15 protein-coding genes, 1 other RNA gene and 1 pseudogene are annotated in these 11,998 nt (G+C 46.8%); 4 read left to right on the top strand and 13 right to left on the bottom strand.

The features are described 5' to 3' along the window. Positions 1 to 144 precede the first annotated feature (144 nt). Positions 145 to 468 carry a hypothetical protein gene (locus tag J7K79_RS04820; RefSeq protein ID WP_296905722.1) on the bottom strand — a complete coding sequence of 108 codons (324 nt, stop codon included), beginning with the start codon at positions 466 to 468 and terminating at the stop codon, positions 145 to 147. A gap of 693 nt (positions 469 to 1,161) precedes the next feature. Between J7K79_RS04820 and J7K79_RS04825 the strand changes: the two genes are divergently transcribed. Then, a complete protein-coding gene (locus tag J7K79_RS04825; RefSeq protein WP_296905724.1) occupies positions 1,162 to 2,211 on the top strand; it encodes a BTAD domain-containing putative transcriptional regulator in 1,050 nt (349 codons plus the stop codon). Here J7K79_RS04825 and J7K79_RS04830 read toward each other — a convergent pair. The 6 genes from J7K79_RS04830 to J7K79_RS04855 form a co-directional block, all read right to left on the bottom strand. Beyond that, positions 2,208 to 3,305, bottom strand: a complete 1,098-nt coding sequence (locus J7K79_RS04830) for a hypothetical protein (RefSeq protein ID WP_296905726.1) — start codon at positions 3,303 to 3,305, stop codon at positions 2,208 to 2,210. The two genes, J7K79_RS04825 and J7K79_RS04830, sit on opposite strands and share 4 nt — an antisense overlap. Before the next feature lie 2 nt (positions 3,306 to 3,307). Continuing rightward, positions 3,308 to 4,471: a type II secretion system protein GspD gene (locus J7K79_RS04835; protein WP_296905728.1), complete on the bottom strand. Its 1,164-nt coding sequence runs from the start codon at positions 4,469 to 4,471 to the stop codon at positions 3,308 to 3,310. After that, positions 4,468 to 6,099 (bottom strand): DUF916 domain-containing protein, encoded by a 1,632-nt coding sequence (locus tag J7K79_RS04840; RefSeq protein WP_366932589.1) that lies wholly within the window; start codon positions 6,097 to 6,099, stop codon positions 4,468 to 4,470. Before J7K79_RS04840 ends, J7K79_RS04835 begins: the two co-directional genes overlap by 4 nt. Before the next feature lie 61 nt (positions 6,100 to 6,160). After that, positions 6,161 to 6,808 carry a hypothetical protein gene (locus tag J7K79_RS04845; RefSeq protein WP_296905732.1) on the bottom strand — a complete coding sequence of 216 codons (648 nt, stop codon included), beginning with the start codon at positions 6,806 to 6,808 and terminating at the stop codon, positions 6,161 to 6,163. A 43-nt stretch (positions 6,809 to 6,851) separates the two neighbouring features. Beyond that, on the bottom strand, positions 6,852 to 7,529 hold the full coding sequence (locus J7K79_RS04850; protein WP_296905734.1) for a hypothetical protein: 678 nt from the start codon (positions 7,527 to 7,529) through the stop codon (positions 6,852 to 6,854). A gap of 14 nt (positions 7,530 to 7,543) precedes the next feature. Beyond that, on the bottom strand, positions 7,544 to 8,482 hold the full coding sequence (locus J7K79_RS04855) for a hypothetical protein (protein ID WP_296905736.1): 939 nt from the start codon (positions 8,480 to 8,482) through the stop codon (positions 7,544 to 7,546). A gap of 131 nt (positions 8,483 to 8,613) precedes the next feature. Between J7K79_RS04855 and J7K79_RS04860 the strand changes: the two genes are divergently transcribed. The 3 genes from J7K79_RS04860 to J7K79_RS04870 all read left to right on the top strand — a co-directional run bounded on the left by J7K79_RS04860 (position 8,614) and on the right by J7K79_RS04870 (position 9,635). Beyond that, complete coding sequence (locus tag J7K79_RS04860) at positions 8,614 to 8,883, top strand: cupin domain-containing protein (RefSeq protein ID WP_296905750.1); 270 nt, start codon at positions 8,614 to 8,616, stop codon at positions 8,881 to 8,883. A gap of 40 nt (positions 8,884 to 8,923) precedes the next feature. Continuing rightward, positions 8,924 to 9,189: signal recognition particle sRNA large type (gene ffs, locus J7K79_RS04865), an RNA gene on the top strand. Further along, complete coding sequence (locus J7K79_RS04870) at positions 9,189 to 9,635, top strand: hypothetical protein (RefSeq protein ID WP_296905738.1); 447 nt, start codon at positions 9,189 to 9,191, stop codon at positions 9,633 to 9,635. The genes ffs and J7K79_RS04870 overlap by 1 nt, the downstream gene beginning before the upstream one ends. Here J7K79_RS04870 and J7K79_RS04875 read toward each other — a convergent pair. The 6 genes and pseudogenes from J7K79_RS04875 to J7K79_RS04900 form a co-directional block, all read right to left on the bottom strand. Further along, complete coding sequence (locus J7K79_RS04875) at positions 9,627 to 10,229, bottom strand: Na(+)/H(+) antiporter subunit B (RefSeq protein ID WP_296905740.1); 603 nt, start codon at positions 10,227 to 10,229, stop codon at positions 9,627 to 9,629. The genes J7K79_RS04870 and J7K79_RS04875 overlap by 9 nt on opposite strands. After that, complete coding sequence (locus J7K79_RS04880) at positions 10,226 to 10,894, bottom strand: hydrogenase subunit MbhD domain-containing protein (protein WP_296905742.1); 669 nt, start codon at positions 10,892 to 10,894, stop codon at positions 10,226 to 10,228. Before J7K79_RS04880 ends, J7K79_RS04875 begins: the two co-directional genes overlap by 4 nt. Further along, positions 10,891 to 11,127 (bottom strand): monovalent cation/H(+) antiporter subunit G, encoded by a 237-nt coding sequence (locus J7K79_RS04885; protein WP_296905744.1) that lies wholly within the window; start codon positions 11,125 to 11,127, stop codon positions 10,891 to 10,893. The genes J7K79_RS04880 and J7K79_RS04885 overlap by 4 nt, the downstream gene beginning before the upstream one ends. Further along, positions 11,124 to 11,366, bottom strand: a complete 243-nt coding sequence (locus J7K79_RS04890) for a hypothetical protein (RefSeq protein ID WP_296905746.1) — start codon at positions 11,364 to 11,366, stop codon at positions 11,124 to 11,126. Before J7K79_RS04890 ends, J7K79_RS04885 begins: the two co-directional genes overlap by 4 nt. Continuing rightward, complete coding sequence (locus J7K79_RS04895; RefSeq protein ID WP_296905748.1) at positions 11,363 to 11,725, bottom strand: Na+/H+ antiporter subunit E; 363 nt, start codon at positions 11,723 to 11,725, stop codon at positions 11,363 to 11,365. Before J7K79_RS04895 ends, J7K79_RS04890 begins: the two co-directional genes overlap by 4 nt. Next, positions 11,701 to 11,998, bottom strand: a pseudogene (locus J7K79_RS04900) (cation:proton antiporter); the annotation flags it as partial. The gene J7K79_RS04895 and the pseudogene J7K79_RS04900, both read right to left, overlap by 25 nt.

The raw sequence follows: 11,998 nt of genomic DNA on the forward strand, positions 1-11,998 counted from the left end.
AGAGAAAGTAATATACCTCCAAGTTGATTGATCCCCGTTTTAAAAGTCAGTTTTCAAACTTATCGGTTGATAAATCCTGCTGCCTTTTAAGCGTCCGATACATCTCTTCAATCTCTTCCCTTTCATACTCTTTGTATCTCTTTTTCAGAGCCAATGCTCATCCATGAAGATATATGAAGATGTATGATCTTGCGGCTCGGTCATTTTTAATAAAAACACACGAATCTCCTTCTGCAGTTTTTTCCTAAACCACACGACTTCTTCTGATATGGACGTGCCTTTTTTAGACTCTTCCCAAAATTCTCTCAAAATGGAATCGATCGAGGTTTTTTCTTCATCGTTACCTAGAGATACTTCCCAATACGTTTTCTTTGTCTTTTTATCCCTTCGGTTCGTCAAGATTATGTATGCAATCCTTCTCTTTCTGCCTAGTAAACGTCTTTCTAGTTTTCGAAGCCTTGACTTCACGCGGTCATCTCACTTTCATATCGCTCAAATAACTCTTCAAGTCTCTCCACACGTCTCTCGAGGTCGTGCTTTTCTATAATCTGACTCGCCACTGAGGCAAGATATCCAATGACTCGTGTCTTCTCAAGATACAGTCTGAACAGCTTCTCATCTATTTCACTCGGATCAAGTTTTCGAAGGCGGTGTTATAAAATTCTCGTGAAGGGGAAAGATCTCAGGATGAAGCAAGATAAGACGATATAAAAATGAGCCACCTACATGTTACAGACAAGAGACCTCACAAGAGCAAACACCACAGCCATATCTTCCCTGCAGGTGATCGTGAATGAACTTTATGAACACAGGAACAGATGAAATGGTCTTTGGAGATCTGGATGGTTTCTCTGAGAGAGGACTTCATTGACAACAAGCTGAGGCATGATTTCGGAGCAGTAAAAACAAGTGAGTTTGATGTGAATTTTTGAAGAACTCTCGCTTGTCTTATTTTCTATGCCTCCCTGTATTGTTTTTGAAACGCCTTCAGTGAGTAACAGATGTTATCAAAGTAGATTTATAAAGCGCTGCAACGGGGACAAGGCCCCTCTTTCCTGAAAGATCGACTAACCGTATTTTTATCATCCTTTTATTAAAAGTTGTGATATAATACTAGAAAGATTCAAAATCGTTTCAAGCAAAAATGGAGGAGAGGGGATCGTGAGTATTCTTATAAAGACTTTTGGAGGAACGAGAGTCATCAAGGAAAACGATGTCGTCTACGCCAGAAACTGGCCATCTCAAAAGGCTTTCTCTTTGTTCAGGTATTTGGTTTTCAGAAGAAACGAGGGAGTACCCGTTGAGGAACTGTATGACATGTTCTGGGAGGAGATGGAAGAAGGATTCGCGAAAACCAATCTGAACACGACGCTCTATCTTATAAGAAAAACGACTGGTATCACAAGCGACCAGCTCTTTGTCAAGGGAAACATGTGTTATTTCACGCCCGGAAAAGACGTTGCCATAGACGCGGATACCTTCGAGGAAAATCACAAAAAGTTGATGAAGGTCACTTCCGAAAGCGAACGCGAAGAAATCTTGAGGGAGATGTTCGAAATCTACGAAGGACCTTTTCTGGTTGAAGATTCCCTGGCGGAGTGGGTCCAGGAGGCAAGGGACATGTACGAGTCATGGTACTCGGATGTGCTGAAAGAGTTGTTCAAAATATACATCTCCAGAGACAGGCACGATGCAGCATATGACATGATCGTGACCTATATACAGAGAGAACCTTACGATGAGGATATGTATTACAAAGCCATTGAAATTCTCATGAAGAAGGGAGATTTAACCAAGGCAAAGCACTTGTACGACAAACTCTCAAGAAGACTTCGAGAGATAGGCATAAAACCCCACCTGAGTTTTGATCAGATAGCGACCGGCAAAGAGGCCCATCCATTGATGAACGGGAAGAAAGCGGTGATAGTTGACGCGGATTTCTTCGAGAAGATACTCTTTCTGGAGTCGAGGAGAAGGGTGAAGAATTTTGTGATTCTGGAGATAAAGTTCAAGGGAACAAACCTGAGCACAGGAAAAATTGCTCAAAAAATAGCGCCGCTGCTTCGAAGGGGAGACGTGATTACCTCCCTGGAGAATTCGATCCGTATACTGGTACACTGCTCGGAGCAGCGGCGCTCAACAGTAGAGAATCGTGTAAAGAATGTATTGGGAGAAATGGGGATAGAGAAGGATCAATTTTTCATACATTAGAACGAAAACTTTACACCAAAAAACAGTGTGTAATCGGAGAAATTGTACACCACCCCAACCAGCAACATTATGTTTTCACTGAGACTGTACCCCGCGCTAAGTGATACTTCGTGTGATAATTCCTGGAACGTCCAGTGGCTTTTGAACGAAACCGTTGCGGAGAGCTTTCCAAGGGTTAGATCTCCTCTACCCCACCAGAGAATTCCAGAGAACTTTGTAAGGTCGAAGAGGGCATATACACCCGCTGACAGAACCAGTGGCTCTACTCTCGAGTAATCGGAAAAACCCACACCCCACCTTCTGTAACGCCAGAAGATGGTACCAAGCCTCAACTGCTCTCCAAAAACTCTTGTCTCCAGAAGGACTCCCTCTGAAGAAGACACATCGATGTGAACATTGTCTTTGATCCAGAAGCTGATTTCGATATTTGGAGATGAGGAGAGGAGTAGAAAATTCTTCTCTTTCTCTTCTTTTTCTGGCAGGAATTCCTCCAGGCCAGAAACATCTCCCGCCACAAACGCCTTCTCTTTTGGGGGTTTCTCAACAACAGCAACCTTGGAAAAAACGATCATCTTCTGCTCTTTTCCGGTGATCTTGAAATTACAGTAGAAGATCGGCTGGAACTTTTCCTGAGAAAGCCACAGCGTGGTTTGAAGCTGGGAGTTGTTCAACCTCACTCCTATGTCCGAGAGAACATTCCCCTTCTCGTCTATTTGTTTTGGTGTCAGCGAAAATGAGACTTCCTGCGTGGTAGTGAGACCCTGGGTTGTAAGGATCTCTTCCCTTCCTATCTTTATCGTTGCGTTTTTTCCAAGAGCGGTGATGATCCACGGTTTGGAGAGGATCCTGTAAGAATCGTGTATCACCGGGAGCTCCACTTTTATGGAAGAGGGAAAGAGTTTCAACTCGAGTGTGTTGCTGGAGTAAGAAACCTTCTTTTCACCTGAATCTTCAGTGGCGACGCGGAGCTCTTTTAAAAGAACATCCTGGTTTTCTGTCACTTTCATCTCCGCAACGATGAGCTGGTAGACGACCATGGGCTCCGCGATCAGCGTAGTGATAGAGAGTATCAAAAGGATCAGAAACCACTTCATAATCATTCACTTCCTTGGATTTCCGCCTTGATGAACACATAGAGCTCCTTTTCGGAATCTTTTTTCGTCGTTCCGCCGAAGAGATACCTTATGAGTGGTATCTTGTTCAGTATGGGTATACCGGAGCTGGTCTGTGAGTTGTCTTCCACGGTGGCCCCAGAGATCACAACGGTTTGGCCGTTTTTCAAAAAGAGGGTTGTGGAAAGTTCGTTCTGCTTCACGGCGAAAGTCCCAAGCTTTTCTCCCGCAAAGTGACTGACTCTGGGGGAGAGTGTGAGCTCAAGTTCCTCTTCATCCATCACACGAGGCTGAATATCAATGCTCACTCCAACATCTATGGATTCGATCCTGCTCACCGCTCCTTCAGCCTGAAGGAGAACTACCTGCCTTTCCCCCAGAAAAAGAGAGGCTTTTTCCCCACTTTTCACGATGATCCAAGGATCGGCTGTGATCTTCGCCTTCTGCTCTTCTTCGAGGAGCTTCAACTGGGCCAGAATCTGTCCGAAGACGTCTGTTTGAAGGTTCAACACTCCTGTTACCAGACCAAGGGTAGCTGACCAGTTCTCGTTGAGTTCTTGCCCAGAGCTGAAAGAGTAATCCAAACTGTTCAGCCCCAACTCGTTCGAGTAATCTTTTGAAATCTCCGTGACGATGACACTGATCTTCACCTGGGGTATTGGAATGTCTATCTTTTTAAGATCCTTTTCGAATTCCTGTATGATCTCCTCGGGTGCGGTGATGGTTATCATGTTGTTTTTTTCGTTGAACTTGACGTAGTTCTTGTACATGGAAGGCAAAAGTTCCTGGGCGTCAGCCGTTGTTATGTATTTCAGCTTGTAGGTCTTTGTGTCTACGAGGTATCTGAAGGCCGGATTCGTTGGATCGGGTGAACCCACAAAGTAAAATCCGTCCATCTTCTTGTAGACGTATCCTCCAGGCATGAGGATCATCTTCAGTGCCTGTTCCAAGGGAACTTCGTTCAGTTCCATTGTGATGAAGCCTGTCACGGTGGTGTCAGCTATGATCGGAACGCCGGTCTGTGCAGAAATGTCTGCCAGGGCATCCAGGATATAAGTATCCTGGAAGATGTTGCTCACAAGAGGTTCTTCCTGTGCGATCATCAGTACCGCTGCCAGGATGAAAAAAACGAAGATCAGTTTTCTCATTCCCCATTCCTCCCTTCTATGTGAAAGGACTTTTTCAGCACAATTGGGCTGCTTCCGTAGTCACACCTTGCAAGTAACTCGTATTCGCCTTCTTCTAAAGTAGTGGGTATGAAGATACTGAAAATTCTCTTCGTTCCGGGCAGAACGGGATTGGTGGAGGTGATTTCTTCATGGATGAGACTTTCCACCTTCTCCGGTATTATGAGACCTTCATCTGTCACCTGCTGAGGTGTGATCTTGTTCAAACCAAACGTCACCTTGGGTACAAGGTGATAATTTCCCGTGTTCTCAAAAACGATATCCGCGTAGATTCCATCTTCTTTTATCTCGTATGCGATATCTGCACTCGCCTTTCTGGTGATATCTTCTTCTCTTCCTGAGAACACGAGGAGATTTGCTCCCGTCTCCGTCTGAAGGCCTCCCTTTGTTCTGAACAGTACGTCCGCGTAGTACCCGCCTGTGAAATCCTTCGGAATTCTCACTGCGATACGCACGTTTCTTGATTGTCCAGGTCTCAAGGTGAAAGAAGATGGAGTGAGTTTGATCCAGTCAGGTGGTGTACCCCTTTCTTCCTCTGGAAGGAGATCACCGTAGAGGTCGTAGGCCAGTGGTAGGATTTTCCCTTTCACTTGAAGGATCTCCTTTCCAAGATTCGACACTTTCACTATCTTCGACCTGTAGGATCCTGGTATCGCTTTTATCTCAATGTCTGCGGGATCTACTGTGATCATCACAGGGCTTGTTTCCTTTTCTTCCTTTCCCGTTTCCACCTTTTCAGTCGTGATTGTAAACGGAGTCTCCGCTACGATGGGTCTTCTTCCACCGTAATCGACGACGGCCCTTGCGACGTACTCTCCCGGCGGAAAGAACCTTCGCGTGATCGTTCTCATGTTGACGGTGCCCTCGGGGAGAATCACTCCCCTTCCACCACCGAGAGGCATTTTTGCTATTGTTCGTCCATCCTTGGTCTTTATCGTGAGAGTTCCCTTCGTGACAATGTGAACGTTGCTCTTGTTCAACACGCCGAGCGTGAAAACGAGAGCACCATTTCCGATCTGCATTCTTATAGAAGGAATATCGTCTGATTTTTCAACTTTGAAGTACGATGGAAACGCCTCTACTCTCTGTCGGGTACCAGTCAACACAACTTCAAGAAAACTTGCCATCCTATACTTGAACTCAACTTCGCCATAAGCACCTTTCTCGACAGGTCTCTGGGTTTCCGGTGTTTGAGGTCCCTGTATCTCGAATGTGACAGCACCGTAGAGTCCTCCTGAAACACCCCTTGGAACGTTCACGGTAACGGCGACCGTCTTGGTCTCCTTCGGTGGGACTGTGATGGTATCGGGTTCTACTTTCACCCACCGAGCGATCGAGTATTTTGTGCTGCCAGGTTTTCTTATGTCGTACGCACCCTCGACAGTTTCGACAACATCCATAACCATCGCCTTCAAAGTAACCGGTTCAAAATCACCATTGTTTTCCAGAAAGATCTCGTAACTGAAACTGGTTCCTGGACTTACCGTCTTGCTGACTACGATGGGATCCATCCTGATGGACAGTCCCTGGGCAAAGAAAACTGCACTCATCAAAATTAAGACCATCAAACTTATTCTTCTCATCCCCATCACTCTCCCAAACAAAGTAAAAGGCGAGGGGAGGACCCTCGCCTTCTCTTTCTGAAAAGACTCATCTTTCGTTGTTCACGTATTCTTCCAGACCTTCCACGTATTTTCCTTCCTCGTCAATCCACGGTTTTTGATTCTTGAGCGTGAGTGTGATCGTGCCGGTGTCTCTATAGGTGGACGCACTGTTGCATCTCACAACATGTATTCTGTTCCAGAGTTTGTAGGTTGCACCGTTGTGGAGGATCTTACTGTCGGGTACCAGCAAGGATACGTTGTTAAGATCAGGAGCAGGTGTCCATATATTTTCTGATATGGGAAGCTGGGGACCGAATGCATACTCTACCTCGATCGTGTCGTTAACACTCGTTCCCGTTGCATACTTCAGATGGTCGAATCCACTGAAGGTGATCTCAAGATTGCTGTTGCTCTGAAGAGTTGCCGTTATGCAGTTGGCAACGTACGTTCCAGGTTTTCTCACAAACCAGGTCCACTTCGTTCCTGTCAGGCTCCATTTCACCCACTGGGCCACCTGAACTTCCAGGGTCATCGGGATTCTCCACTGATGTCTGTTGCAACTACCACTATCCGGCATGCTCACGAATGCCTTCGCGTTATCTGGATCACCTTCGTAGGCGTAAACTGTTACAAAATCAGCGAAGAACAGAGAACTCACTATCAAAGCCAACATAATCAACAAAAGCTTTCTCATACCAATCCCCTCCTCAACTATTCGTAATACACTACTTACCGTTTCATCTTTCGTTGGTCACATAGTTTTCCAGACCTTCCACGTAGTTTCCTTCTTCATCGATCCACGGTTTCTGATTCTGAAGTGTGAGGAAGATGTATCCAGTGTCTCTGTAGGTGGATGCACTATTACACTCCACCACTCTGATTCTGTTCCACAGATAGAAGGTCATTCCATCGTGGAGTTCCTGGCTGTCCTCCAACGTGCAAGAAAGCCCGTTCACATCGGGTGCTCTCACCCAGTCATCCTGTTCTGGCATTCCCTCCTCAGTCATAACGGTGTAATAAGCCTCGATCTTCGGGTTGACGCTACTGGTTCCCGTGTAAGTTGGATCATCGAAGTCGTTGAAAGTCACCAGGACATCACCGTTGCTTGCCACACTTCCTGTGACTGAGTTTGCGTAGTAATCTCCCGGTTTTCTCACGAACCATGTCCACTTCGTTGCGCTCAGTTCCCATTCGAGCCACTGGGCGACCTGTACCTCTGTTGTGAATTCGACCGTCCACTGACGTTTGTTACAGGCTCCATCAGTCGGAAACGCACTGAATGCCCTTGCTAGGTCGTTTGTCGCTGAAAGGCTGATGTACTGACCATTCTCGTATTTCCAGACCTCAAGTGGTGCTTGTGCCAAGGCAAAAGAGAACAACGCTCCCATCAGAACTAACCAGAGTAACTTTCTCATACAAACCCCTCCTTCTACTCACCCTTTGGTGAGGTATCGACGTACAGTCTTGAGTTGTTGATGGTGAAGATTATTACACCCTTGCTGATGTAGGTATCTGCCGTTGAGTTCTCTGGAACAGTTATCTTCTGCCACAAAGAGAACCTGTTTTCCACAAAATCGAGCTCGTCGAACCATTCCAAAGGAAGTTGATCTCCTGTCCCCAGTTTCAATTCCAAGCTTTTTGATTCGCCTACAGGATCTGGCAGGGAAATGTAAATATGTAGATCCCTGTTTGCACCTACTTCCAGCACTTTTGAGACGTACACACCAGGCTTCTTCACGAACCAACTGACTTTCGTCCCACTGAGATGGATCTCAACGCAGTTCGATTGTCTCCCACCCCACGCAGTTTCCTCTTCACTGCCACTCGTCACTACACCATGAAGGAGTACGTAATACTCAGTGCTCACTTTCTTCGACTTGCTGAAACTCCTCTGGAAGAGAAAAGAGAGTGGTACTCTGTGGGTATAAACTTTCACCGGGGGATCGAACTCCTCCTTGAACGGAAACTGACCTGGAGGCTGGTTTCCTTCGGGTTCGTCCGTCAGAACGTTAAGGTGCGTTTCTTTCAAGAACCATCCCTCGTCCAGTTCGACTTTAACGTAGAGGAAATCGGAATCGTTCCAAATGGTGACCGTTCCCACATCCGTGTTCTGTCCCATCCAGAAACTGAAAAGTTGTTCTCCATCTCCTAGCGTGTACTCCATGTAGTAATACCATTGCTTCCTTCCCCGAAAAGGCTCGGCCGTTACGACGCTTCCGGTCTGTTTTGGGGTGGTCGGAAACATGAGGATGTCCTCGCGAACCTCTTTTTCCCACCTCCCAGTTGCTTTGTCGTACCTGTATGTTGTAATGGAGAAAGACAAGCTGAAAAGAATAACGATAAAAATCCCCAATCCCCATTTCCTCACAGATTTCGCCCCCTACGATTCAAACTCTACTCACCGGTGTCAAATTGTGGAGAAAGATAGGAAAAACTTCAATGAGTCTTTAATAAAAAAACAATAAAGGATTGGTACACTCTATTCGGGGGGTGATGAACGTGGAAGTGCAAATAGAAAAACCCACACCGGAAAAGCTCAAAGAGCTCGGTGTAGAAAGATGGCCCATCTGGGAAAAGGAAGTCAGCGAGTTTGACTGGTACTACGACACCAACGAGATCTGCTACATCTTGGAAGGAAAGGTGGAGGTAACAACGGAGGATGGGAAGAGATACGTGATTGAAAAAGGCGACCTTGTTACCTTTCCCAAGGGCTTGAGGTGCCGATGGAAAGTAATAGAGCCTGTGAGGAAACACTACAACCTGTTTTGAACTTGAAATACCCCAAAAAGTGTCGTAGAATAATGGTGCACCACGCTAGGCGGGGGGTTGGCGGTCCCCTGTACCCGAAATCCGCCATACGCGGGGCCGAATTCCCACCCGAGGCTCTTCGGGTCGGGAAACGGCGTGGTTCGGAAGCGATGAAGGCCGGGTCCCACGCAACGGAGCCCTGTGAACCTGGTCAGGCCCGGGAGGGAGCAGCCATAAGCAGGTGTCTCCGTGTGCCGTGGGGGTGCTCGGCTGGAGCTTTCCGACCACGCACGCCTCGGTCCGAGGATGTCGACGGTGGGTGCGTGGTGCATTTTTTGTTTGGCTACACCATCGTTGAGATCCTCGGACTACTCTTTTGTTTCTGTACAATCGTGATGATCGGATTTCTTGCCCTTTCTCTTGCCTTGGAAACGAAGGTTCGCCTCGTGAACAATGTGGACGAAATGCTCGATGAGTTCTACGCTGTGGATTTCATGAAGCATGAATATGAAGTGAAAGGGGCGGCTTTACCTTCTCTTTACGTCTCTCCATCCCGCCTGAGTTTCAAGGCGGAGTACAAGGGAAAGAATGGGTGGATTTCTTATCTTGTGATCTTCGATGAAGGATCGTACAAGCTCATTCGACTGGGATTGAGTGGAGAGGGGAACAACTATCTGCTCGAGACTAAGAAGAAGACGCGTTTCTTACAGGATGGAAAGGTGTTTTCCATAACGATAGGAGAGACAAGATACGATCTTGGGGTTTCAGAGTAGTCCTCTGTGCTTTATGAAGTAGTACACTACTATCCAGCTTCCCAGCATCACCTTCAAGTACACGATCACGTTGGCGGGAACAATGAGGTTCCTTCCAGGGAAGATCAAAAGAACGAAGAAAAGAAAGACAACCATGATCATCTTTTCCAGTGAATGCACATGTGCTTTCTCGAATTTCCTTTCAAAGCTTTCGAACTCCTCGACCATGGCTATCAATGCAAGAGCCGTTCCTCCTGCTACACCAGCCGAGAATCCCCCACCGGGGCTCACATGACCCTCGATCGCAAGGTACAGAGAACCCACCAGAAGGAAGAACGCGATGAACCGCGTGAAGATTCTGATGGAAACGTCCGATATACTCTTTATTTCTCCAGGAGCAGGAAGATACGCCATGTGGAGAGAAACTCCCAGAACTGCCAGAGAGAAAATGAGCACCTCGAATACCGTATCGTACACCCTGTTCAGAAGGTATATCTGCGTGATGGGATTTTCCACCACAAGGTCTTTGAAATCTACAGAGACCTTTTCAAAGCTTCCGTATGCGATCAACACAATTCCGAAAACAATCAGCACCGTTGTCCAAACCCATCTCATTTACCTTCCTCCCCCAGATACTTTCTTTTGAGCCTTTCCACGAGGTCCTTCTCCGCCTTCAGGAACCGTTTGAACCGGCTCTTCAATTCCTCGTCGGCAAAGAGGATATGATAGCTTCCTTCTTTCTGGAAGACGTGGTTCAACTCCTCCCCTCGATAGGTTCTGTCCATGTATCTCAGAAGGTCGAGCTTTTCGTCCTCGAGGTAGAAGATCTTCGTTTCCAGGTATCCCCTTTTGTCTTCCCTGAAGATACCACCACACCCAATATCTATCTTTCCCTCGTTCAGTGCTTCGATCAGCTCTTCCAGAGAACTGTATTCCACGAATTCCACTCCGTAGTCGTATTTTTCACAGAAGTTCTTCATGAGTTCGTATTCAAAACCCGTGAAGGCTTCTCCGATCTTTTCGAAGAGTAGCCTCACCGGAGTGAAGCCGATCTTTATTCTGTCCCTGGATTTGAGAGCTATCAGGTAAACAAGGGTTGTGAGGAGAGCTCCCAAAAGTGCCTCGGCTATTGCAACATCTGGGGCGGCAAGAATGGTGTAAAGAAGCGTCGCCAGGATGCTGATAGCGGTTCTTCCAATGACCGAGAACATCCTCGCTGGTGTGAAAATCGTGTAGAAAGAGATAGCTATCATCGAGAAAAGAACGATGTGCTCTATCAAGAGGATCCCTCCGTATACATACGTGCTATCACGTGAGAGATGAACGGTCCCCACACAAGTAGAATCACTATCATGAGAACGGTTCTTGAGGCATCTTCCCAGAAGTTGAGTACCACAAAGATAGATCCCACTGTGTCGGAAATTCCTATGAAGTGCATCTTCAGGTAAAAATCTTTCTTGATGAGGGTGAGGAAAGTGCCGAGACACATCAGCACCACACCGACGTAGATCATTCCTTTCTCCCCCTCAAAAAGTAAGAGAAGAGAATCACGCCACTTCCACCGGCAAGCAGGTAGAAGATGGCAACATCTCGCACCTGAGAGAGCCCCGGAACAAGATACGATAATGCATATATCAGAACGCCTGTCTTGGTGGAGAGCGAAGAAATCCCAAGGAGCTTTTCCCAACGGTTCTTACCCAGTACAACAAGAATGACACTCAAAACAAGGGGAACCGCGAGTATCCAGTTCATTCTCTTCCCACCCGATGAACTACTATGTATCCTTCATCGGAAACGACGACCAGAGTCCTGGGTGTGAGCGTGATCGTGAGCGTCTTTTCGAGTTCTTCCCATTCATCTTTCACCGGGATCTCGTAGACCTTCCTCTCTCTGGACGATAGCATCACCATCAACGACTCGAAGATCGCCTTCGGTGTGTAGTAGGCAAGCTTGAACACGAGAATCGGAAACTTCTCGAAGTGCGACGGTCTTGTGAACACGTAAGCGGCAAAACTCATAAGAATTCCTGAAACAGTGGTCAGGAGAGTAACCTTTTGAGAAAGAACCACGAAAAAAACAGTGCCCGTCACCACTGCAGTGAAAACAGACACACTATCACCGTCCCAAGGAGGTACACTCCTAACATAGAATCGAAATCCTCCAGCGGATATTTCTTGATTCTGTATTTTCTAAAGAGAAGGTGAACCAGAAGGCCAGCTCCTATCAAAAGGAAGCTCTCGAGCGATGATTCCCAATTCGCGAAGAAGAATCCAATCACAACGGATGCGATGGATAGCACAAGACTGTAGGGTTCCATCTTCCTTTGACCCGAAAGTGTGAACGGCTTCAACAGGAATTTCCAGAACGTGGCAGCGGTACCAACG

The sequence above is a fragment of the Thermotoga sp. genome (assembly GCF_021162145.1).
Lineage (GTDB): Bacteria > Thermotogota > Thermotogae > Thermotogales > Thermotogaceae > Thermotoga.

What these genes read in the sequence shown, in the direction of transcription:
- J7K79_RS04890 (WP_296905746.1), bottom strand. Translation starts at nt 11,366, where the DNA reads ATGAACTGGATACTCGCGGTTCCCCTTGTTTTGAGTGTCATTCTTGTT.
- J7K79_RS04840 (WP_366932589.1), bottom strand. Translation starts at nt 6,099, where the DNA reads ATGGGGATGAGAAGAATAAGTTTGATGGTCTTAATTTTGATGAGTGCA.
- J7K79_RS04835 (WP_296905728.1), bottom strand. Translation starts at nt 4,471, where the DNA reads ATGAGAAAACTGATCTTCGTTTTTTTCATCCTGGCAGCGGTACTGATG.
- J7K79_RS04830 (WP_296905726.1), bottom strand. Translation starts at nt 3,305, where the DNA reads ATGAAGTGGTTTCTGATCCTTTTGATACTCTCTATCACTACGCTGATC.
- J7K79_RS04850 (WP_296905734.1), bottom strand. Translation starts at nt 7,529, where the DNA reads ATGAGAAAGTTACTCTGGTTAGTTCTGATGGGAGCGTTGTTCTCTTTT.
- J7K79_RS04885 (WP_296905744.1), bottom strand. Translation starts at nt 11,127, where the DNA reads ATGATCTACGTCGGTGTGGTGCTGATGTGTCTCGGCACTTTCCTCACC.
- J7K79_RS04845 (WP_296905732.1), bottom strand. Translation starts at nt 6,808, where the DNA reads ATGAGAAAGCTTTTGTTGATTATGTTGGCTTTGATAGTGAGTTCTCTG.
- J7K79_RS04875 (WP_296905740.1), bottom strand. Translation starts at nt 10,229, where the DNA reads ATGAGATGGGTTTGGACAACGGTGCTGATTGTTTTCGGAATTGTGTTG.